We start from the raw sequence: 21,189 nt of genomic DNA, 5'->3' as shown, positions 1-21,189 counted from the left end.
TTTTCCGTCCCTCCGCTGACGATCCAGCAGTGCAGCTGTGATCCAACACTCAAGCCGGGGACAAGTTCTGGAGCATGCAGCCGCACCCGCGGAACCGGAGTCAAAGGAGACCCCTGGAATGAAACCCACACTGAACTCGCCTTCGCCGAGCCCGATCGCCCGGGATCGGATTGCCGGGCTTGATCCCGCTGATTCGCTCGAAAACAACCGGGAGCTTCTTGGTGACCGTTCAACCTCGGCGCAGGACTTTTCAAGCGAGGAAGCCGGCTACCACAAGACGCTCAAACCCCGGCAGATCCAAATGATAGCCATCGGGGGAGCGATTGGAACGGGCCTCTTCATGGGGGCGGGTGGCCGGTTGAACGGTTCCGGCCCGGCCTTGATCTTCGTCTACGCCCTTTGCGGGTTCTTTGCATTCCTGATTCTGCGCGCCCTCGGCGAACTGGTTCTCCACAGGCCGTCCTCGGGTTCGTTCGTGTCCTATGCGAGGGAGTTCTACGGCGAGAAGATGGCCTACGCGGCCGGCTGGTTGTACTTCCTCAACTGGGCCATGACGTCGATTGTCGATGTCACGGCCGTAGCGCTTTACGTCAAATTCTGGGGACAATTCTGGGAGCCGCTGCAGACAATCCCACAATGGCTTATCGCACTTTGCGCCCTCGTCATTGTCCTGGCCCTGAACCTCGTCTCCGTGAAGATCTTCGGCGAGATGGAATTCTGGTTCGCCCTGATCAAGGTGACTGCACTGGTTGCCTTCCTCGTCGTCGGGGTCTGCTTCATCGTCTTTGGTGGGAAGACCGACATCGGCGTTCCAGGGCTGGGCGTGATCCTGGACCACGGCGGAGCTTTCCCGACCGGCGCCGTAGCGCCCTTGCTGGCGATCAGCGGCGTCGTGTTCGCGTATGCCGCGATTGAACTTGTTGGAACGGCTGCGGGCGAAACCGCCAACCCGGAAAAGGTGATGCCCAAGGCCGTCAACACGGTCGTCTTCCGGATCGCGCTCTTCTATGTCGGTTCCGTGCTGCTGCTCTCGCTGCTCTTGCCGTTCACGGCGTACAAATCCGGCGAATCGCCCTTCGTCACCTTCTTCTCCCATCTTGGCGATCCCCATGCCGCGGCTGTTTCGGCATCGGTGATGAACTTCGTTGTCCTGACAGCGGCCCTGTCGAGTCTCAATGCTGGCCTTTATTCCACGGGGCGGATCTTGAGGTCCATGGCGGTCAATGGCTCCGCGCCACAATTCACTGCGAGGATGAGCAAATCGGGGGTGCCGTACGGTGGCATCCTGCTGACAGCGGTGATCACGCTGCTTGGCGTCGGCCTGAATGCCCTGGTGCCGTCCCAAGTGTTCGAGATCGTTCTCGAGGTGTCTGCGATCGGGATCATCGGCGGCTGGGCAACCATCATCCTGTGCCACATCAAGCTTCAAATCTGGGTCAGGCTCGGCAAAGCCGTGCGTCCGGCATTCCGGCTCTTCGGAGCCCCCTTCACCTCATACCTCACGCTCGCCTTCCTCGCCTTCGTTCTCGTCACGATGGGCTTCTCGGAGACGGGGCGCTGGGTCCTCGCTTCCCTTCTGCTCCTGATACCCCTCCTCATTGCCGGCTGGTTTGCTTGCCGCAAACGCATCCTGGCGGCAGCCGAGGCCCGGCGCGGCCACACCGGCGACCTGCCCGTCGTCGCCGGCTCCTTCTCCCAGGGCGGCCAACGCTCCTGATGCACAACGAATTGATGGAAAGCGGAATTACCTTGCCCGGCATCACGCTCCGAACCAACATCGGCACCCTGACCACGGAAACCACTCCGAGCAAGCGAAGCCAGGTGAACAAGCAACGTCCCAGGCAGGACATCCGGACGCCGAGCAGCGCGTGGCGTTCGCGTGCTGACGCGTGGGAGTTTCTCGGGTACGCGTTCAAGCAGCTGGCAAAGGGCGGACCGGGAACGCAGTCACGCTCCGGCCTGCAGGACCAAGCCGTCCAGGCGCTGCGCCTGCTTCAGGCCATGGAACTGTATTGGGCGGCTCCGGGGCTCGCCGCGTTGGCAACGCTCCTCGACTGCGTGGATTCGGGCGATTACGACGCCGGATCGGAGACGATCCGCGGCATGTCGCACCTGATGGCGTCCGCCAGTCCGGACCGAGTCAATCCCGGCCGAGTTGGCCCGGAACCGGGGCAGTCCGGGGCGGAGCGCCCCCTTTCGGGAGTCCAGGACGAAGGTTCCCGGGAGCCACGGCAAGCGAGGGAACGTCCCCGGTTCGAGGTCCTGTTTGTCGACGATATCACCGAACAAGAATCTGAAACGCTGAAAGCGGAAATGCTGGCCCAGCGGAGGCCGTCCGATGCCTTCACCTATGAACTCATCGTGGTTCCCAGCTACGAGGACGCGCTGGTTGCCTTGGTGCTGAATCCCGCCATCCAGGCATGCATTCTCCGCCCGGGATTCACCATCGGCAGCAGCCAGCCGCTTGGCCGCGACCTGAGGAAATACCTCGACTGTCTGGTGAGCCCCGATCTCACCGGAATGCCACCGCTGGGCAGGTTCCTTAGCCTGGCCGAGCAGATCTCCGAGTTGCGCCCCGAACTGGATGTGTACCTGGTAGCCGGTGTCGCCATGGAGAGCCTCGCGGGTTCATTGACCAAGCGGTTCCGGAGGATTTTCCGCAGGCAAGACAATCTCGACCTGCACCTATCGCTGTTGTCGGGCGTCGCCGAGCGGTACAGGACCCCGTTTTTCACCGCGCTGCAGGAATACAGCCGGCGGCCGGCCAGCGTCTTCCATGCCTTGCCGATCTCTCGGGGCGGTTCGGTGGGCAATTCGCCCTGGATCCGCGACATGGCCGACTTCTACGGTATGAACCTTCTCTTGGCCGAGACGTCCGCGACGTCGGGAGGCCTCGATTCGCTGTTGGATCCGCACGGATCGATCAAGGAAGCCCAAGACTTGGCGGCGCGGGCTTTCGGTTCCCAGAAGACCTTCTTCGTCACCAACGGAACATCCACCGCCAACAAGATCGTTCATCAGTCCATCCTTGCGCCAGGGGATGTGGTCCTCGTCGACCGCAACTGCCACAAATCACATCACTACGCTTTCGTCCTCGCCGGAGCCCAGGTTTCCTACTTGGACGCCTATCCGCTGGACAAGTTCGCGTTCTACGGTGCGGTACCCCTGGCCACCATCAAGGCCCGATTACTGGCCTACAGACGTGCCGGGCGCCTGGACGAAGTCAAGATGATCACGCTGACCAACTGCACCTTCGACGGCATCGTCTATGACGTAGAACGCGTCATGGAAGAATGCCTGGCCATCAAACCGGACCTCGTCTTCCTTTGGGACGAAGCTTGGTTCGCCTTCGCCCGGTCCCACCCCGTCTTCCGGCGCAGGACGGCCATGGCGGCGGCGAGGAAGCTTGAGGCCTCTTTCCGTGATCCCGGCTATGCCGCCAGGCACGCCGAACAAGCGGCATCCCTCCACGACGCGGCGACGGACGCGCCCGCGGATGATGAACTCTGGTTGAAGACCCGGCTTGTCCCGGATCCAGCGAAAGCGCGGCTGCGCGTCTACGCCACGCAGTCCACCCACAAGACCCTCACCTCGCTACGCCAGGGATCCATGATCCACGTCTTCGACCAAGACTTCAGCGAGCATAACCAAGAGTCATTTCGCGAAGCATATATGACCCATACCTCCACATCGCCCAATTACCAGATCCTCGCTTCCCTCGACATCGGCCGCCGCCAGGTGGAGCTTGAGGGTTTCGGCCTCGTTCAAAAACAAGCGGATCTGGCAACCATCGTTGCCCAGGCAGTGGCGCGCCACCCCCTGCTGAAGAAATACTTCCGGGTCCTTACGTCGAGGGACCTCATCGCGCCGTCCTATCGTGAAACCGGCAGTGCCATGCCTCTTCGTGATGGATTGGCTGCCCTAGCGGACGCCTGGCTGCACGACGAGTTCGTCGTCGACCCCAGCCGCCTCACGCTGGACATCAGCCGGACAGGGATCGACGGCGACACTTTCCGGCACCGGTACCTTGCCGACAAGCACGGCATCCAAGTCAACAAGACTTCCCGCAATACCGTGCTCTTCATGACCAACATCGGCACGTCCCGCAGCGCCGTCGCCTACCTGATCGAAGTCCTGGTCAAACTGGCCGAGTCTTTCGAGGAGGAACGGCCGGCGAGGAAAACGGCAGACGCCGGTCTCCCCGCGGGCCTTACGGGAGCCACTCCGCCCTTGCCGGACTTCAGCAGGTTCGCGGACCGCTACCGGGCCGATCCGCTCAGTCCCGATGGGGACATCCGGGCCGCGTATTTCGAGAGCTACAAGGATGGATCAACCACCTACCAGTCGGCCGACGAGCTCAAGGCCAGGATCGCGGAAGGTGAGGAGGTTGTCTCGGCCGGGTTTGTAACGCCCTACCCTCCGGGCTTCCCCATCCTTGTCCCGGGCCAAGTCATCACCAGCCAGACGCTTGAGTTCATGGCTGCCTTGGATACGCGTGAAATCCACGGCTTCGACTCAGCGCGCGGGTTCCGGATCTTCGCGGACAAGGAGGTTGAGGAGGTGCAGCACTGAATCGGAAGATTCCACATTGTGAAATTTGAATTTCCCCTTGTGGAATGAAGTGATCGGGATTACATTTGAAAACAACCCCCCAAATCAGGGGCTGTTCCCAAACTGATTGGTTCAGATCAATGAAGATCCCAGACTCTGCGGCGCTGAAGGCGAGTTCGGCTCCGCGGAAGAAGAAGCCACTGTACAAGTCGCTCTTCTTCCAAATTCTGATCGCCGTCGTCGCAGGTGTACTCATCGGCCATTTCTGGCCGAACATCGGGTCCGCCCTTCGGCCACTGGGCGATGGTTTCATTCAACTCATCAAGATGATCATCGCTCCGCTGATCTTCCTCGTGATCGTCACGGGTATCTCGGCAGTGGGCGACGTCAAGGCGGTCGGAAGGGTCGGGGTCAAGGCACTCCTGTACTTCACCGGCGCCACGCTTTTTGCCTTGGTCTTCGGCCTGATCGTCGGAAACCTCGTCCAGCCCGGAGCCGGACTCCACATCGATCCCAGCACTCTCTCCCAGGATGCGCTCAACGCAAAGACCGGGACTGCGCCGCCCAAGGATGCGGCTTCCTTCCTCCTGGACATCATTCCCACGTCTGTGATCGGCGCTTTCGCCAGCAACAGCCTGCTCCAGGTCCTCTTCTTCTCGGTGTTCTTCGGTGCGGCAATCGTCGTCATCGGCCGCGAGCGTTGCCTCCCGGTCATCAGCCTCATGGAAACCGTCCTGGAACTGATCTTCAAGATCATGTCCTGGATCATGAAAGTGGCGCCCATCGGTGCCTTCGGCGCCATGGCATTCATCATCGGCCAGTACGGACTCGACACCCTCGGGACCTATGCGCTCCTCATCGCCTCCTGTTATGGGGCAGCCATCGTCTTCATCGGCCTGCTGTTCCTGGTGGCCTGGAGCTTCGCCCGGGTGCCCCTGTGGCAGTTCCTGAAGTACACGCGTGAGGAATTCCTCCTCGCGCTGGGCACGGCATCCACCGAGGCGGTCATGCCGCGCATCATGACCAAGCTGACCAACGCCGGTTGCTCCCGGGCCACCACCGGCCTGGTTGTTCCCACGGGCTACTCCTTCAACCTCGACGGCGCCGCGATCTACCTTTCGATCTCGCTGTTGTTCCTGGCCCAGGCCTTCGGCCACCACCTCGACCTCGGCCAGCAATTGGCAGCGCTGGGTGTCCTGCTCCTGACGTCCAAAGGCATGGCGGGCGTCCCGGGCTCGTCGTTCCTGGCTCTCTCGGCCACGGCCGCCGCACTGGGTATCTTCCCGGTTGCCGGCGTCGCGCTGCTCCTGGGTGCCGACCGCCTCATGGACTCCATGCGCGTCGTCGTCAACCTCCTCGGCAACTGCGTGGCTACTTTCGTGGTCGCGAAATGGGAGGGCCAATTCGACCGTTCGGTCATGGTCCGCGCCTTCAACGGTGAAATCACCAATGAGGATTCCGCCATCATGCTGGGAGCCGAAGACGTCTTCGAGGAACAGGAAATCGAGCGCCTCAGCGAAGGACACGAGCCTTCGCCGAAATTCCGGGGCGGCCCGAATCCCGACGCGATTCCGCAGTTCGAAATGATCAAACCGGGCCAACACCGGAGCCCTTCGGTCAGTCCGGACTAGGTACCACGCACGATTCAAGTTGATCGCCCCACGGCACCGCCGCGGGGCGATCAACCATTTATACGCTCAGAGCAGCGGCAGAAGCTCCGACAAATCCGCGCGCAGACCCGACGCGGCTACCCGGCCGGCGTCGACGGCTGCGGACCAAGCCAAGCGGCCGGTGACCATCGCGAGCCAGGTGGCGGCGTCGCACTCAATGACATTCGGCGGGGTGCCGCGCGTGTGCCGGGGGCCCTCCACGCACTGGGTGACGCCGAACGGCGGCACCCTGACTTCCACCGAGTTGCCGGGGGCGCGGGCGGTGAGTTCCTCCAGTGAGTAACGCACCGCGGTGGCCAGCACAGTGCGCGACGGCGGCGTCCCCGGTCCTGTTTCCTGCCCGACGGCGGCCTGCCATGCGGCCAGTGCCGCGCGGCCTTCCTCAAGGTCGATCCGGCGTCGTGCAATTGCCATAGTTCGCAAGTTCCAATCAGTCCAGCAGCGCGGAAACGGCGTGGCCCAGGCGGATCCTGCCGACCGAGTGGCCACCGCCGAGGACGGGCTCCACGACCTTTTCGAGCACGCTCGAGACACCGGGAATATCCACGGCGCCCGCAACTGCGAGAAGCGTGAGTCCAACCAAGGTTGCCGCGCGGGGATTCCCGTCCAGGATCTTGACCGCAACTGCGGCGCCAGCGGGTGTTGCCAAGACCAGGACACCTTCCGCGCCGCCCTTGGCAAGTACGTCGAGTTCGTCCATGACGATCGTGTTCGCCTCGCCGCGGCCTTGCACTGCCCAGGGGTAGTCCAGCATGGACGTGGCAATGGTTGCCGCGCGGGCGTTGGAGCTCTGGTCCCGCGGGGCCCGGGCCAAGCGGGAATAGGCCCGCGCCAGCCCGGTCAATGAAAGCGCGGCAACGGGTGCACCGCAGCCGTCAATGCCCAAGTGGGCGATCTTCTCGTCGCTGTATTCCTCGATCACGGACCGCACGCGCTGTTGGAGCGGATGGTTGGGTTCCAGGTAACTGTGGGTGTCCCAACCGTTCTCGGTACAGGCCCAAAGGAACGCAGCGTGCTTGCCTGAACAATTGAAGGCCAGCTTGGATTTGCCGTGCTCCGAACGGATCAGCCAATTGCGGGCGACCTCGTCCTGCGGCCACGCCGAGGGGCATTGCAGTTGTTCTTCCCGGACGCCGGCGGCTTTCAGCATGCCTTCCACCACGTCCATGTGATCCAGCGAGCCCACATGGCTGGCGCAGGCCAAGGCCACCTGGGCGCCGCGGAGCGGCACCCCCGACTGCATCGACGCGAGGGCCTGGAAAGGCTTGAGCGCGGAGCGGGCGTAAATGGGCGTGCTGATGTCGCCGAGCTGGGTCACCACCGAACCGTCACCGGAAAGAACCACCGCGGAACCGATATGGCGCGATTCGATGAAGCCGCTGCGTTCGATCACTGCCAGTTCGACGGCGGACTCAACGCTGAAAGTTTCATGCGAACTCAAGGGCATGATGCAAGTCTAGGGCGAAGGAACCGTCTTCCCGGGCTACTCCACGGTCACCATAACGGACTGCCATCCCGAGGCGCCGTCAGGGACAGGATCCGCCCGTTTTTCAGTCTGCAGTTCGCCGGTTCCGTCCGTGGCACGGACCTTGATGTAGTGGGGTCCTGGAGTAGCGTCCCAATTGAAGGACCACTGCCGCCACGTGACAACAGATGCCTCCGCGGCAAGGGTGGCTTCGGACCATGGGCCGTTGTCTATCTGGACTTCCACCTTCTTGATGCCACGGGTCTGGGCCCAGGCCGTACCACCCAAGGCGACCCTGCCGGCAGGCACTTTGGCGAAGGATTTGGGTACTTCAAGCCGGGCCATGGTCTTGATGGGACCCCGCTCGGACCAGCCGCGGGTGGTCCAATAGGCTTTGCTGTCCGCGAATAGGGTGACTTCCAGGTCCACCACCCATTTGGTCGCGGAGACGAAGCCGTAGAGACCGGGAACCACCATGCGCACGGGGTAGCCGTGTTCCAGCGGGAGGGGTTCGCCGTTCATGCCGATAGCCAGGATGGCATCGCGGCCGTCCTGGAGCACTTCCAGGGGAGTGGAAGCGCTGAAGCCGTCGATCGAGGTGGAAAGGACCATGTCTGCTCCGGGTTTGGGTCGGGCTTGTTTGAGTGCGTCGCGGATGGGCATGCCCAGCCATTTGGCGTTGCCGGCCAGGTTTCCGCCTACGGGGTTGGATACACAGGTGAGCGACACATGGGTTTCGATCAGTTGCGCGTCGAGCAGGTCCTGAAAGTTGAGCCGCACTTCTTGTTCCACCAGCCCGTGGATCCGCAGCTCCCAATCCTGGGCATTGATCTCCGGCACGCTCAAGGCAGTGTCGATCCTGTAGAAGTCCTTGGCCGGGGTGAGCCAAGGGGTGACTCCGGGCGTCGGGGACTGGACGCCCGCGGGGACAGGAGCAGCCGCCCGGGCCGGAGCGGGGAGTTTCAAAGAATCCCGCGCCTTGGCCACATTGCTACGTGCGGCGCTCAGGAACCGACCGCCGCCGGCTGCGATGGCCGCTGCGGCAACGGTGACACCGGTAGCGGCGAAGAACGTCCGGCGCGTCGTGGCGGGACGTTCGATGCCTTTGGCCGCGGTGTCGGTCGGGGCGTCCGGGAAGGACTTCAGCCGCCAGAGCCGGGCCACCAAGAAGCGGAGGACGACGAGCCCGGCTACAGTGCCGATCAGGCTCGGTATGGCATCCACGGGCTTCACGCCGGCCCGGGTCACCACGGCAGCCACAATGACCGCACCCATGCCGAGCACACCCAACACGCCCAACGCCCAATGGCGGAAAGCCACGATCCCCAGCACGCAAGCCAGCACGAAGATGGTCAGGCCCATGCCGACGAACAGCGCGGCCTTGTCATTGGTGCCGAACGTGGTCACGGCAAAGTCCTTCATCCACGGCGGCGTGAAGTCGATGAACGTAGAGCCCAGCGCAATGACAGGGGTAGCCCGGGCCGTAGAGAAGGCCCCGATCAGTTCCGCAACGGAAAGTACGACGGCGGCAGCGGCCACCCCTGCCGCCGCAGCCAATGCGGTGGGTCCCCTGAGCCAGTTCCTGAGCTTCTTCATGCAGGTTGTTCGTAGCCGGAGGCCCCCGAGATGGGTTGGACATGCTCCCTCTTGGTGCCCGCGGTAGGGGTGGGCATGTCCAGTGGTGGAGATAGCTTAGGAGACCTGCCCCCGCACAAAGTACCCTTGAAGACTGTGAAGGTACTCGTCATTGGCCCCGGCGGCCGCGAACACGCAATTGTCCGCTCCTTGCTCAAGGATCCCAACGTTTCCGAGGTCCATGCGGCTCCGGGAAACGCCGGCATCGCCAAGCTGGTCCCCACGTACGCGATCGACGGGAACAACCCCGGCGCCGTCGCAGCGCTTGCGACAAAGCTGGCAGTTGACCTGGTTGTGGTCGGCCCTGAAGCACCACTCGCGGCGGGCGTGTCCGACGCCGTCCGCGAAACCGGCATTCCGGTCTTTGGCCCCAGCAAGGCCGCGGCACAGCTCGAAGCCTCCAAAGCGTTCGCCAAGGAAGTCATGGCCGAGGCCGGCGTCCCCACCGCGATGGCCCGCGTGGCAACAAACGCTGCAGAAGCTGCAGACGCACTGGACACGTTCGGCGCTCCGCATGTCGTCAAGGATGACGGACTGGCCGCCGGCAAGGGCGTCGTGGTCACCAATGACCGCGAGGAAGCACTCGCCCACGCCCAGGCCTGTTTCGACGCCGGTGGAACCGTGGTGATCGAGGAGTTCCTGGACGGACCCGAGGTCTCCCTGTTCGTGCTGTGCGACGGCCGCACCACGGTGCCGCTGTCCCCGGCGCAGGACTTCAAACGGATCTTCGACAATGACGAAGGCCCCAACACCGGCGGCATGGGCGCCTACACCCCGCTCGACTGGGCACCTGAAGGCCTGGTCCAGGAAGTCATCGACCGCGTGGCGCAGCCGACCGTGGACGAAATGGCAAGCCGCGGCACACCGTTCGTCGGCGTCCTCTACTGCGGCCTGGCCCTGACCTCCCGCGGCACGCGCGTCATCGAATTCAACGTCCGTTTCGGCGACCCCGAAACGCAGGCCGTCCTGGCCCGGCTCAAGACCCCGCTCGGTGCCCTCATGCTGGCAGCCGCCAAGGGCGAACTGGACCAGGCCGAAGAGCTGCGATGGTCGAAGGAGTCGGCCGTCGCCGTCGTCGTCGCCGCCGAAAACTATCCGGACACCCCCCGCACCGGGGACCGTATCCGCGGCCTGAACAAGGTGGACGCGCTGGAAGGCGTCCACGTCATCCACGCCGGCACCAAACTGGACGAAGAAGGCCGGATCGTCTCCGCCGGCGGCCGAGTGCTGGCTGTTGTGGCGTTGGGGACGGACCTCGTGGAGGCCCGCGAGCGGGCTTACGACGGCGTGGAGCTGGTCCAGCTCGACGGCGGACAGTTCCGTACCGACATCGCCGGCAAGGCCGCCCGCGGCGAGATCCACGTGGTCTCCCCGGCCACCGGCTCCATCCCGAATGTGAAGGCCTGAACCATGCCCGAAAGCAACGCAAACGGCCTGCAGACCGAAACCCTCGACCTGCCGGGGTGGAAGCACTTCTACTCGGGCAAAGTCCGTGACCTCTACGTTCCCGCGGACGATTTCAGCGGGGCCGAATCCAGCCAGGACCGCGTCCTGGTAGTGGCCAGCGACCGCATCAGCGCCTACGACCACGTCTTGAGCAGCGAGATCCCGGACAAGGGCCGGGTCCTCACGCAGCTGAGCTTGTGGTGGTTCGAACAGCTTGGCGTGGAGCACCACGTCCTCGCGTCCACGGCCGCCGAGGGTGTGCCCGCGGAAGTTGAGGGCCGCGCGATGATCTGCAAACGGCTGGAGATGTTTCCCGTGGAATGCATCGCCCGCGGGTATCTCACAGGCTCCGGCCTGGCCGAGTACCGCCAATCGGGCACCGTCTGCGACATCCCCTTGCCCGAGGGCCTGGTTGACGGCTCGCGCCTTGATCATGCCATCTTTACGCCTTCTGCCAAGGCTGAGGTCGGCGAGCACGACGAGAACATCACTTACGACGACGTCGTCGCGATGGTGGGCGACGATATCGCCGCACGCCTGAGCGAACTCACGTTGAAGATCTACACCCGCGCGGAAGAGATCGCCCGCAGCCGCGGCATCATCCTGGCCGACACGAAGGTTGAGTTCGGCATCGACGTGAACACGGGTGTCATCACCTTGGGCGACGAAGTCCTGACGCCGGACTCCTCGCGGTTCTGGGACGCTTCCACGTACGAGCCCGGGAAGGCGCAGCCGTCGTTCGACAAGCAGTTTGTGCGTGACTGGCTGACCTCTGCGGAATCGGGCTGGGACCGCTCGAGTGACACCCCGCCGCCCGCGCTGCCGGCCGACGTCGTCGAGAAGACGCGCGCCCGCTATGTGGAAGCCTACGAGAAGCTGACCGGCCGGACTTTCATCTGACTTGCAGTTGTTGTCGTTTAGCGGCGGCTAAACGACAACAACTGTTAGCTAGTTGGGTTCGCCGCTAGCTTGCGCGGGAAGACTGCGCGCTCCCGCCATGGCCCGACGCCGCCCGACGCTCGGCCAGCCGGATCTCCAGCACAGAGTCCATGGCCTGCTGGACGCGGTCGGCTGCGCCCGCAGCTGTGAAATCGCGTTGGGCTTCTTCGAGATGTTCCAGTGCGTCCTTGTTTTCACCGGCCGCCTTGAGCGCTTTGCCGAGGAGGAAAGCGACTTCACCTGCGGTGTGCCGGGCGAGGACGTCGCGGTCCGCATGGATTTCGCGCAACTTGGTGATGGCTGCCGGGATGTCGCCCGTCAGGTAGAGCCAGCGGGCGCGGATAAAGGCAACTTCCAACTGGTCCGTCTTGTTTCCGCCCACAATCGACAGGGCGAGTTCGGCGCGTTCGATGGCCGAAAGCGTCTCCGGCTCCACGATTCCCGAGGAGAGGCGGACAGCCGCGGACGCCTTGTTGAAGCGGGCCCACAGCTCTATGTCATTGGCGGGGGAGAGCAACTTGGCGGCGCGCTCGTGATGCTTGATGCCTTCCACGTAGTCGTGGCGCATGAATGCCACGTTTCCGACCACCCAGGCGACTTCGCCCGCGAGCTGTGACATCGAATGGTCGTCCATCTGGTTGTTCATGGCCTGGCAATACGTCCAGGCCTCGTCCAACCTGCCACTCTCGGCCAGCGCTCCGATCAGTGCCCTGTGCGCCCCGATGATCAACGTTGAGCCTTTGGGCAGCTGCTCGGAAAGCCTCACGGCTTCCTTGGCGTGCTCGACGGCGGTGGCCAGCTGCCCTTGTCCGTGGCAGACAGCGGCGAGCATCTGGCGGGCGCGGACTCCCAGGCCCGCAGATTCCGTCGCCATGGGATGTTCCAGGAGATGCTGGATGATCTGCTGGCACTCCTTGAGCTGCCCCTGCTTCATGAGGCATTCGGCCTGCATGTAGGTCATGTTCCACCAAGCGCTGGTGTTCTTTGCCTCGAGCGCGATCTGGGCGGCGGTTGATGCGTGGCTTGCGGCGAGCGGGTAGTCCCTGAGGTCCCAGGCTTGCCTGGCGTACAACCCTGCGAGCACGTATTCGGCGTCACTGACGGATACGGGCTGGCTCCAGGCTTCCAGGGCTTTTGGAGCCAGTTCCAGACGGCGGGCGAGTTCTTCAATGACTTCGGCCGTGGGCTCCCGCCGGCCGGTTTCAAGAAGTGAAATGTAGCTCGGTGAGTAAAGGTCCCTGCCCAATTCAGCCTGGGTCAGCCCACGTTCGAGCCGTTCGGCACGGAGCTTTTCTCCGAATCCGTTCCCCACAGGTTCCTCCTAGAGGCTTGTCTTTGCGCTGTCTTTACCCCAAAGCTTGACAGTCGCTGTGGAAAACATTTTACAATGAATGTCAACAGGGACCGCGTAATTTCCGTAACGAATCCGACTCGCATTGAGGAAAAATTATGTTGAAGAAGATTGCTGCAGCAGTGGCCTTGGCCGGCGCTCTTGCATTCTCCGCCGCGGCGCCAGCCGTCGTTTCCGCAGCCCCTGTGGCAGACACCGTCAGCACGGTGCTCAGCATTGGTAACTGGCCCGACCCGATGAGGGTTTCGCGGGCTATCGGTAACTGGCCCGACCCGATGAGTGTGGTCTCCCAAGCCATCGGTAACTGGCCTGATCCCATGCGGGTATCGCAGGCTATCGGTAACTGGCCCGATCCCGTGTAGCTGAGGCTCCACGGCGGCTCCCGGCGAACCCGGCAGCCGCCGGGTAATTCAAATGAAGTGAAGAAGTCCCCGGTTGTCTGAAATCGACACACCGGGGATTTCTTTTGCGCGAGGATCCGCCTGGCCCGTGATATACCCCGGAGTCATTGTGTCGGGGTTGTTAACAACACTTGTCTCTAAACCTTGGGCCGGGCGAGGAAAACCGGTCAGGGGAATGTTTCTCGCGATTTCGGCGACCGTGGAAAAGCTCGTTAAATAAAGTAGAAGGCCTTCCGAGTGGAAGGCCTTCTACTTTTTGGTCGGGATGACAGGATTTGAACCTGCGACCTCTTCGTCCCGAACGAAGCGCGCTACCAAGCTGCGCTACATCCCGATCCGCTGCGAAAGCAACTGTTCAAGAATAGCCGATCCCTCCCCGGATGCGAAATCGAAGGAAGCCTCCCAGAGGGCAACTGCCTCAGACCAGCGAGTCCTTCCAAGCGCCGTGTAGGCGGGCGAAGCGTCCTCCACCGCCGATGAGCTCGGCAGGCGTGCCATCTTCCACGATGCGTCCCTCGTGCACCACCAACACCCGGTCGGCGGTCTCCACCGTAGAGAGCCGGTGGGCGATGATGATCGCGGTGCGCTCGGAGTCCGTTCCGGACAGCAGGCTGCTGAGACCGGCCTGCACGAGCCGTTCGGAAGGAATGTCCAAGGACGACGTCGCCTCGTCCAGGATGAGTACCGCGGGGGCGGCAATGAACGCCCGGGCAAAGCCGATCAATTGCCGTTGCCCGGCGGAGACCCGGCCGCCGCGCTTGTTAACGTCGGTATCGTAGCCGTCAGGCAAGGCGGAGATGAAGTCGTGTGCCCCCACTGCCCGGGCAGCTTCTTCAATCTCGGCGCGGGTAGCCTCAGGCCGCCCCAAGGCGATGTTGTCCGCCACCGAGCCGCTGAAGAGGAAGGCTTCCTGGGTGACCATCACGACGGCGCGTCGCAGGTCCGCCGTCGAGAGCTCCCGGAGGTCGACGCCGTCGAGGGTCAAGGATCCTTCGGTGACGTCGTAGAAGCGGGCGATCAGCTTGGCGAAGGTCGATTTGCCGGCGCCGGTCTGTCCGACGAGCGCTATGGTCTGTCCTGCGGGAATGTGAAGGTCCAGCTTAGGGACAACCACCTTGCCGTTGCCGTAGCCGAACTCGACGCCACGGAAGTCGATTTCGCCGCGGGCATGGGGCAAGGGTACGGGGTTCTTGGGCGGCCGGACGGTCGGAACTTCTTCGAGCAGGCCGGAGACCTTCTCGAGCGCAGCCTGGGCGCTCTGGAAGGAGTTGTAGAACATGGCCATCTGGTCCACTGGCTGGAAGAAGCGCTTTGTGGAAAGGATCAGTGCCAGGAGCACACCCACCGCCAGGTCGCCGGAGAGCACCCGGAAGCCGCCGAACAGCAGGACCACTGCCACGCACACGTTGCCGATCAGGACCAAGCCCGGTTGGAAGACGCCGTTGAGGTTGATGGAGCGAACCGTGACCTTGCGGTAGTCCTCGGAGAGTTCGGCGTAGCGCTGGGCGTTCTCCGGCTCCTTGCGGAAGGCCTTGATGGCCCGGATGCCGGTCATGGTCTCCACGAAGTGCACAATCAGCCTCGCCGATACTACCCGCGATTCGCGGAAGGCGATCTGCGAGTGCTTCTGGTACCAGCGGGCAAGGAAGTAGGCGGGCACACCCGTGGCGAGCATGAGGAGTCCGCTGCGCCAGTCGAGCGCAAATACGGTACATGCCGTGAAGAGCATGAACAGGATCCCGGATGCCAGCGAGCTGACGCCCGAATCGAGGAGTTCACGCAGCGCCTCAAGGTCCGAGGTCTGGCGCGCGATGATCCGGCCCGAGGTGTACTTCTCGTGGAACTCCAAACTAAGCCGCTGGGTGTGCCGGAAGACCCGGAGCCGCAGGTCCAGGAGCATGGATTGGCTCAGCTTCGCCGTGGATGTGACGTAGAGTGCCGTCAAAACCGCCGTTGCGACGGCCGCCGTCAGATACAGGACGCCTGCCAGGACCACCGGCATGTTGTTCCCGGCGAGCAGCGAGGGAAGCGCGTGGTCGATGCCGAAAGCGATGATCGCCGGCCCCGCCACCCGGGTTGCTTGGGAAAGAACCACCATGCCGAGCGTCAGCCAGAACCGCAACCGCACCGGGCGGATGAGCGATCCCAGCAAGGCGACCGACCGCCGTCGTACTGCTTTGCTGTCGCTGCGGCTCAGGTGGGCGTTGTCTTCATTGGCGGTACCGAACGTGCTCATCGGCGGCCCTCCCCGGCTTGGTCCATGTGCTGTTCCGAATCCAGCTCGTGCTCTAGTTCATCGAGTTCGAGGTCGAGGTCCTTCGGACCGGCGTCGAGGCTCGCGATCACGTAGCGGTAGTGTGCGTTGTTGGCCAACAGTTCCGTATGGGTTCCGACGGCGGTGATGCTTCCGTTTTCGAGTAGCGCCACGCGGTCGGCCAGGGCCACGGTGGAGGGCCTGTGCGCGACGATGAGCGTGGTGGTGTCGCGGAGGACTTCGCGGAGCCTGGCTTCGACGAGTTCCTCCGTGTTCACGTCCAGGGCCGATAGCGGATCATCCAGCACGAGGACCTTGGGCTTGGCGGCGATGGCCCGGGCCAGGGCGATCCTCTGCCGCTGGCCGCCGGAAAGACTCAGGCCTTCCTCGCCGATGAGGGTCCCGACGCCGTCGGGCAACGAATACGCGAAGTGCGCCTGCGCGACGTCGAGCGCTTCCTCAAGGGCTTCCTCGGACGTGTCGGGAGCGCCGAGCAGCACGTTGTCCCGGACCGAGCTGGAGAACAGGGTGGTGTCCTCGAAGGCGACCGCCACGACCGTCCTCAGCTGCTCGACGCTGAAGTCGCGAATGTCCACGCCGTCGATAGTCACGGATCCTTCGCTCACGTCGTAGAGCCGGGGGACCAGCTGGAGCAAGGCGCTCTTTCCGCTGCCGGTAATGCCGACCAAGGCCATGGTTTCGCCAGGCCTGATGTCCAGGGTGATGTCGCTCAGGAGCCGGGCGCCGTCGTCGAAACCGAAACCGGCGGCCTTGAAGCTCAAGGCCCCGCGCAGTTCCTTGGGTGTCCTGGGGTTCGCCGGACTGGTGATGGTGTTGGGAGTGTCCATGACCTCGAAATGGCGATCGAGGGCGGTCTTGGCGGTCAATGCCATGGCCAGGAGGGTCCCCGAGAATTCCACCGGTGCCGCCACAACCGCTGCGGTGCCGAAGAACGCAACGAGGGAACCGATGCTGAGTTGGCCGGCGGAGACGAGCAGGACGCCCGCCACGAGCCCGACGCCGAGCGCCAGTTCGGGCAGCAGTGTCACCACAAGCGTGAAGGTGGCTTGGTGCTTGGCCTTGGCGATCTCGGTCTGCCTCAGCTCCTCTGCCTGTTCATTGAAGTTCTCCAGCGCTTCGCGGCTGCGGCCGAACGCCTTGAGCACGCGGATGCCGTGAACGGACTCCTCAACCGTGGTGGCGAGGTCGCCGGCCTGGTCCTGGCTGAGCCGGGTCACCAGGCTGAAGCGGCGGCGGAAACGGAAGGAATAGACCATGATGGGCACCGCGGCGGCCAGGAAGATCAAAGCCAGCTGCCAGCTCATCGCGAACATAACCACGACGCCGATCACCACGGTCAAGGTGGTCACCACCAGCATGATCGCGCCGAATGCCATCCAACGCCTCAGGAAGTTCAAGTCCGTCATCGCGCGGGACAGGAGCTGCCCCGAACCCCAACGGTCATGGAAGGAAACGGTGAGGTCCTGCAGATGCCCATAGAGGGACACCCGCATCCTCGATTCCACCGTGGTTGCGGGGTTGATGACGAACTGGCGCCGAAGCGCCACGAGCCCGGCTTCTGCGATACCGAGTGCCAGGACCACGGCGGCGGCAATCCAGACAGCGTTGGTGGGGCCGCCAGGGTGGAGGGAGCCGTTGATCAGGACCCGCAGCACCTGTGGGATGGCAAGCGCCATGATGCTGGCCAGCAAAGCGCTGACCAGCCCCATGAAAAGCCGGGGAAGGATCGGTTTGACGTGCGGATAGAGACGTTTGACGGAGGTGAAGAATGAAGTCTGTTTGGCCATGCCCGCTTCTCAACAGCTTTGTCCCGGCGTTCCGCGCCTGCCCGGCGCGACGCACGGAGGTAGTTTCCTATAGCAACTACCCTATGCCATCGCGTAACGGGATTCCCAGCACCATTGCGTTGCGTGATACGAGGTATTCGGAACTACCCCTCCCCGGACATGCCCAGCTTTGGTAGCCAAGGATGGACATAACGCTGTTATGCCCATTCTTGGTGCGGCGGGATGCGCATGCTCCGTGGTGGTGTTGGCTATTGGCGCGCTGTCAGTGTCAGCAATACGGCTTCGGGCTTGCACGCGATCCGGACCGGAGCGAAGCGTGAGGTGCCGATGCCGCCTGAGACGTTGACCGGCGTCGTGCGTCCGTTGTTTTCCCAATCATTTAGGCCCTTGGCGCGCCACGTGGGGAGATCGCAATTGGCAACCAAGGCGCCGTAGCCGGGGATGCAGATCTGGCCGCCGTGGGTGTGGCCAGCGAGGATGAGGTCTGCTGAGTCGTTCGTGAAATGGTCAAGGACCCGTTGGTAGGGGGCGTGGATCACTGCAACGCGCAGATGCGGGCGGGAGTCCTGTCCGGCGGTACCGCGTGGCCAGCCGGCGTAGCGCTCCCGATTCAGATGGGGATCGTCCACTCCGGAGAAATCGAAGCGGATCCCGTTGATGGGCAGGGACTGATGCCTGTTGGTGAGGTCGATCCAGCCGGACATCCCGAAACCTGAACGAAGGCGTGGCCAGTCAAGCTCGAGGGGATTGTCACTGAGGCGTGACGGGCCGAGGAAATACGCGGCCGGGTTCTTGAACCGCGGGGCGTAGTAGTCGTTGGAGCCCGGAACAAAGACGCCCGGGAACTTCAATAGCGGCCGCAGTGCATCCAGCAGCGGCACGACGGCGTGGGGGTGGCTGAGGTTGTCACCCGTGTTCACTACGAGGTCGGGTTCAAGCGTCGCGAGCGAACGCAGCCATTCGGCCTTCTTGCGTTGGCTCGGTACGAAATGGATGTCGCTTATGTGCAGAACCCGGAGGGGAGACGAGCCTGCCGGGAGGATGGGAAGGGTCTCCTCGCGGAGTACGAACTGGTTCTTCTCCCAGAGGCCATAAGCGAGGCCCGCAACACCAGCGGTTGCGCCCGCTCCTGCAGCTACGGCAAAGCCGCGTCCGATCCTTCGGACGCGGCTTGCCAGCGATTCAATGATGGGCTTGGAGCCGCTAGCCATTCTTTTTTCCATTGCCGTTCCCGTTGCTGCTCGGCTGGGTACTCGGAGTCGTGTTGCTCGGAGCGTTGTTGCTCGGAGTCGAAGTCTTGTACCCCGGCGGGTCGAGGAGGTTCGAGGGCGGGGCCGGGAACGGGTTGGTGCCGTAGGCAGGTGCAATCTGGGTCATGTAGTTGGAGAACTGCGGCCCGGCGATCATGTAACCGTCAATGCCTTGGTAGAACTTTCCATTGATCGTCACATTTTGGCCTGGCCGTTGCTGGTTGCCCAGCGGATCGCCAAACCAGGTGGCTGTCGCGAGGCCGGAGGTGTAACCGGCAACCCACGTTGAGCTGTTGACGTCGTTGGTTCCGGTCTTGGCCGCGATGGGGAACGTGGTCTTTGTAGAGATACGCGGCTGGATCAGCGAGCCGGAACCCTTGTTCAGAACCTCTTGCATCGCATAAGCAACGCCGTGAGCGACCTCAGGGGTGACCGCACTTCTGCAGCTCGTGGATTGGGCCGGAAGTTTGGCGCCCGTCTGGTCGGTCACCGAAGTGATGGCGATCGGCTCGCAGTATGTGCCGTTGTTCGCAAAGGTGGCGAAGGCACTGGCCATGGTGAGCGGCGAAGTCTGCGTGGCGCCAATCAGGTTGGACAAACGGGTCATGGGAATCTTGGGATTCGGGTCGCCGGTAGTTGAATTGGGGAGGCCACCGTGGATGCCAACAGCATCGACGATCTTCTGGATGCCGCACAGATCAACCCGTGCGGCCGTGGCAAAGGTCATGGTGTTGATGGAGTTGGCCAAACCATCGACCACCGTCATGGGCTTGTAGTAACCGCCTTCGGCGTTCTGAAGGTCGAAGCTGCCCGCCACGGTGCTGTCGTAGAAACCGTCTTCAGGTGTCGGGCACGTGTTCTTCCAGGGGAAGTTCGGCGAATAACGCCGGACGGTACCGTCCAGCACGGTGTTCATGGACTTGCCCTCGTTCAACCATTCGGCAAAGGTGAAGGGCTTCATGGTGGAACCGGGCTGGAAGCCGCCTAGGCCGTTGAGGTCATTGCCGTTGGCGTCGAGTTTGTCGACGTTGAAGTTCTGTGTCTGATCGAACTTCCCCGCGGTGGGAAACCAGACGGTGTTTTGTGCCATCGAGATGATCTTGCCGCTGCCAGGCTGGACCGACACCAAGGAAGCGCCCCATTTGTCCGGATTGGCGCCAGCGGAAGCGTCAACCTGGGTTTGGGCCACGGCTTGTGCCTTGGGGTCCAGAGTGGTTTGGATGGTCAGGCCGCCCCGGGAGACGCGGTTCACGCGGTCGTCGAGCGTCGCGCCGTAGGCCGGGTTGTTGTAGAGCAAATGCAGCACGTAGTCGCAGAAATACGCAGCGGTGGGGGAGTAAGGGCAACCTTGGCGAGGCTGCGTGACCTTGGTGGTGACCGGCGTCGCGATGGCGGCGTCGTAGTCAGCCTTCTTGATCTTTCCCTGGTCCAGCATGAGGCCGAGCACCAGGTCGCGACGCTGCTTCGCGTGGTCCGGGTTGGTGACCGGATCGTAGTAGGACGGGCTGTTGACGACGCCGGCCAGCAAGGCAGCCTGCGGCAACGTGAGGTCCTTGGCGCTTGTGCTGAAGAAGAGCCTTGAGGCGGCCTCGATGCCGTAGGCGTCCTTGTTGAAGAAGACGATGTTGAGGTAACCCTCAAGGATCTGCTGCTTGGAGAACTTCTTCTCCAGCGCGATGGCCAGCTTCATTTCCCGAAGTTTGTCGCCGACGCCTTTGTTGACGCCATTGAGCTTGACGTCGGCCGACTGGCCCTGGGACACGAGCGACTCGTTGATGACGTTGTTCACGTACTGCTGGGTGATGGTGGAAGCACCCTGCTTTTGGCCGCGAGCCGTGCTGACGATCGCCCGCATGATGCCGGTGGCGTCGATGCCGCCGTGCTCATAGAAGCGGCTGTCTTCGACCGAGACGATCGCGTCCTTGATGAAAGGACTCATCTGGTCGAGCGTGACCCGCGTGCGGTTCTCGGAGTAGATCGAGGCTATCTGGCTACCGTCCGCCGCCAGGATGGTGGTCGCCTGGCTGGGCGGGTTCACCTGAAGCTCCGCCGGCAGCGTGTCGAAGAACTGAATGGACCCACTCGCCGCACTGCCTGAAACGGCGGCCGCGGGGACGAGCAAGCCCGCCACCAGGACACCACAAATAGCGCTCACACCAAGGAATCCGAGGATCTTTCCAAGAGTGGTGGCAGTGTCGAATAGAGGGTTCCTACGAGTCACCATGTTCTCCACTTTACCGGCAAGGGCTAGTCTTTCTTTCATGACCAAATGGGAGTACGCGACGATTCCGCTCATCATTCACGCCACAAAGCAGATCCTGGACCAGTGGGGAGAGGACGGCTGGGAGCTTGTCCAGGTTGTTCCCGGACCCGATGGAAACGGACTTGTTGCATACTTGAAGAGGGAGAAGCAGTAACA

At 63.0% G+C, this 21,189-nt stretch carries 15 protein-coding genes and 1 tRNA gene; 7 read left to right on the top strand and 9 right to left on the bottom strand.

The genetic code is table 11. The annotated features are described in order from the left end of the window. Positions 1 to 118: 118 nt before the first annotated feature. The 3 genes from QRN52_RS15875 to QRN52_RS15865 all read left to right on the top strand — a co-directional run bounded on the left by QRN52_RS15875 (position 119) and on the right by QRN52_RS15865 (position 6,182). Positions 119 to 1,717 (top strand): amino acid permease, encoded by a 1,599-nt coding sequence (locus tag QRN52_RS15875; RefSeq protein WP_284754166.1) that lies wholly within the window; start codon positions 119 to 121, stop codon positions 1,715 to 1,717. A 14-nt stretch (positions 1,718 to 1,731) separates the two neighbouring features. Then, positions 1,732 to 4,572: an aminotransferase class I/II-fold pyridoxal phosphate-dependent enzyme gene (locus tag QRN52_RS15870; protein WP_284754165.1), complete on the top strand. Its 2,841-nt coding sequence runs from the start codon at positions 1,732 to 1,734 to the stop codon at positions 4,570 to 4,572. 119 nt (positions 4,573 to 4,691) lie between these two features. Then, positions 4,692 to 6,182: a cation:dicarboxylate symporter family transporter gene (locus QRN52_RS15865; protein ID WP_284754164.1), complete on the top strand. Its 1,491-nt coding sequence runs from the start codon at positions 4,692 to 4,694 to the stop codon at positions 6,180 to 6,182. A gap of 66 nt (positions 6,183 to 6,248) precedes the next feature. On the opposite strand, the gene QRN52_RS15860 is transcribed toward QRN52_RS15865, so the two are convergent. Genes QRN52_RS15860 through QRN52_RS15850 form a run of 3 tightly spaced genes read right to left on the bottom strand, consistent with a single transcriptional unit; the run spans position 6,249 to position 9,282 of the window. Further along, a complete protein-coding gene (locus QRN52_RS15860; protein WP_284754162.1) occupies positions 6,249 to 6,635 on the bottom strand; it encodes a sterol carrier family protein in 387 nt (128 codons plus the stop codon). Between the two features lie 16 nt (positions 6,636 to 6,651). After that, positions 6,652 to 7,668, bottom strand: coding sequence for an asparaginase (locus QRN52_RS15855; RefSeq protein WP_284754160.1), 1,017 nt, complete (start codon positions 7,666 to 7,668; stop codon positions 6,652 to 6,654). 36 nt (positions 7,669 to 7,704) lie between these two features. Further along, the gene (locus tag QRN52_RS15850; protein ID WP_284754158.1) at positions 7,705 to 9,282 is read right to left on the bottom strand and encodes a molybdopterin-dependent oxidoreductase; all 1,578 of its coding nucleotides are present in this window, start codon (positions 9,280 to 9,282) and stop codon (positions 7,705 to 7,707) included. 135 nt (positions 9,283 to 9,417) lie between these two features. On the opposite strand from QRN52_RS15850, the gene purD reads away from it, so the two are divergent. Together purD and QRN52_RS15840 are read left to right on the top strand one after the other, a co-directional pair. Further along, the gene (gene purD, locus QRN52_RS15845; RefSeq protein WP_284754179.1) at positions 9,418 to 10,728 is read left to right on the top strand and encodes a phosphoribosylamine--glycine ligase; all 1,311 of its coding nucleotides are present in this window, start codon (positions 9,418 to 9,420) and stop codon (positions 10,726 to 10,728) included. 3 nt (positions 10,729 to 10,731) lie between these two features. Next, positions 10,732 to 11,667, top strand: a complete 936-nt coding sequence (locus QRN52_RS15840) for a phosphoribosylaminoimidazolesuccinocarboxamide synthase (RefSeq protein WP_284754156.1) — start codon at positions 10,732 to 10,734, stop codon at positions 11,665 to 11,667. 64 nt (positions 11,668 to 11,731) lie between these two features. Here QRN52_RS15840 and QRN52_RS15835 read toward each other — a convergent pair whose 3' ends face one another. Beyond that, complete coding sequence (locus tag QRN52_RS15835) at positions 11,732 to 13,018, bottom strand: helix-turn-helix domain-containing protein (protein WP_284754155.1); 1,287 nt, start codon at positions 13,016 to 13,018, stop codon at positions 11,732 to 11,734. 137 nt (positions 13,019 to 13,155) lie between these two features. On the opposite strand from QRN52_RS15835, the gene QRN52_RS15830 reads away from it, so the two are divergent. Next, complete coding sequence (locus tag QRN52_RS15830) at positions 13,156 to 13,419, top strand: hypothetical protein (protein WP_284754154.1); 264 nt, start codon at positions 13,156 to 13,158, stop codon at positions 13,417 to 13,419. Between the two features lie 296 nt (positions 13,420 to 13,715). Here the strand turns inward: QRN52_RS15830 and QRN52_RS15825 are convergent. The 5 genes from QRN52_RS15825 to QRN52_RS15805 form a co-directional block, all read right to left on the bottom strand. Next, positions 13,716 to 13,792, bottom strand: a tRNA-Pro gene (locus QRN52_RS15825). 84 nt (positions 13,793 to 13,876) lie between these two features. Next, the gene (locus tag QRN52_RS15820) at positions 13,877 to 15,694 is read right to left on the bottom strand and encodes an ABC transporter ATP-binding protein (RefSeq protein WP_284754153.1); all 1,818 of its coding nucleotides are present in this window, start codon (positions 15,692 to 15,694) and stop codon (positions 13,877 to 13,879) included. Beyond that, a complete protein-coding gene (locus QRN52_RS15815; protein ID WP_284754152.1) occupies positions 15,691 to 17,520 on the bottom strand; it encodes an ABC transporter ATP-binding protein in 1,830 nt (609 codons plus the stop codon). The genes QRN52_RS15820 and QRN52_RS15815 overlap by 4 nt, the downstream gene beginning before the upstream one ends. Before the next feature lie 248 nt (positions 17,521 to 17,768). Then, on the bottom strand, positions 17,769 to 18,731 hold the full coding sequence (locus tag QRN52_RS15810; RefSeq protein ID WP_284754151.1) for a metallophosphoesterase: 963 nt from the start codon (positions 18,729 to 18,731) through the stop codon (positions 17,769 to 17,771). After that, positions 18,724 to 21,033 carry a transglycosylase domain-containing protein gene (locus QRN52_RS15805; RefSeq protein ID WP_284754150.1) on the bottom strand — a complete coding sequence of 770 codons (2,310 nt, stop codon included), beginning with the start codon at positions 21,031 to 21,033 and terminating at the stop codon, positions 18,724 to 18,726. Before QRN52_RS15805 ends, QRN52_RS15810 begins: the two co-directional genes overlap by 8 nt. On the opposite strand from QRN52_RS15805, the gene sp36 reads away from it, so the two are divergent. Beyond that, complete coding sequence (gene sp36, locus QRN52_RS15800) at positions 21,032 to 21,187, top strand: Sp36 family protein (protein ID WP_009359196.1); 156 nt, start codon at positions 21,032 to 21,034, stop codon at positions 21,185 to 21,187. The two genes, QRN52_RS15805 and sp36, sit on opposite strands and share 2 nt — an antisense overlap. Positions 21,188 to 21,189: the final 2 nt, after the last annotated feature.

Origin of the sequence: Arthrobacter sp. efr-133-R2A-120, from assembly GCF_030209835.1 — a bacterium.
Taxonomy (GTDB): domain Bacteria; phylum Actinomycetota; class Actinomycetes; order Actinomycetales; family Micrococcaceae; genus Arthrobacter.
The sequence above is the reverse complement of the archived record's forward strand: the minus strand, read 5'-3'. Positions and strand labels throughout refer to the sequence as shown.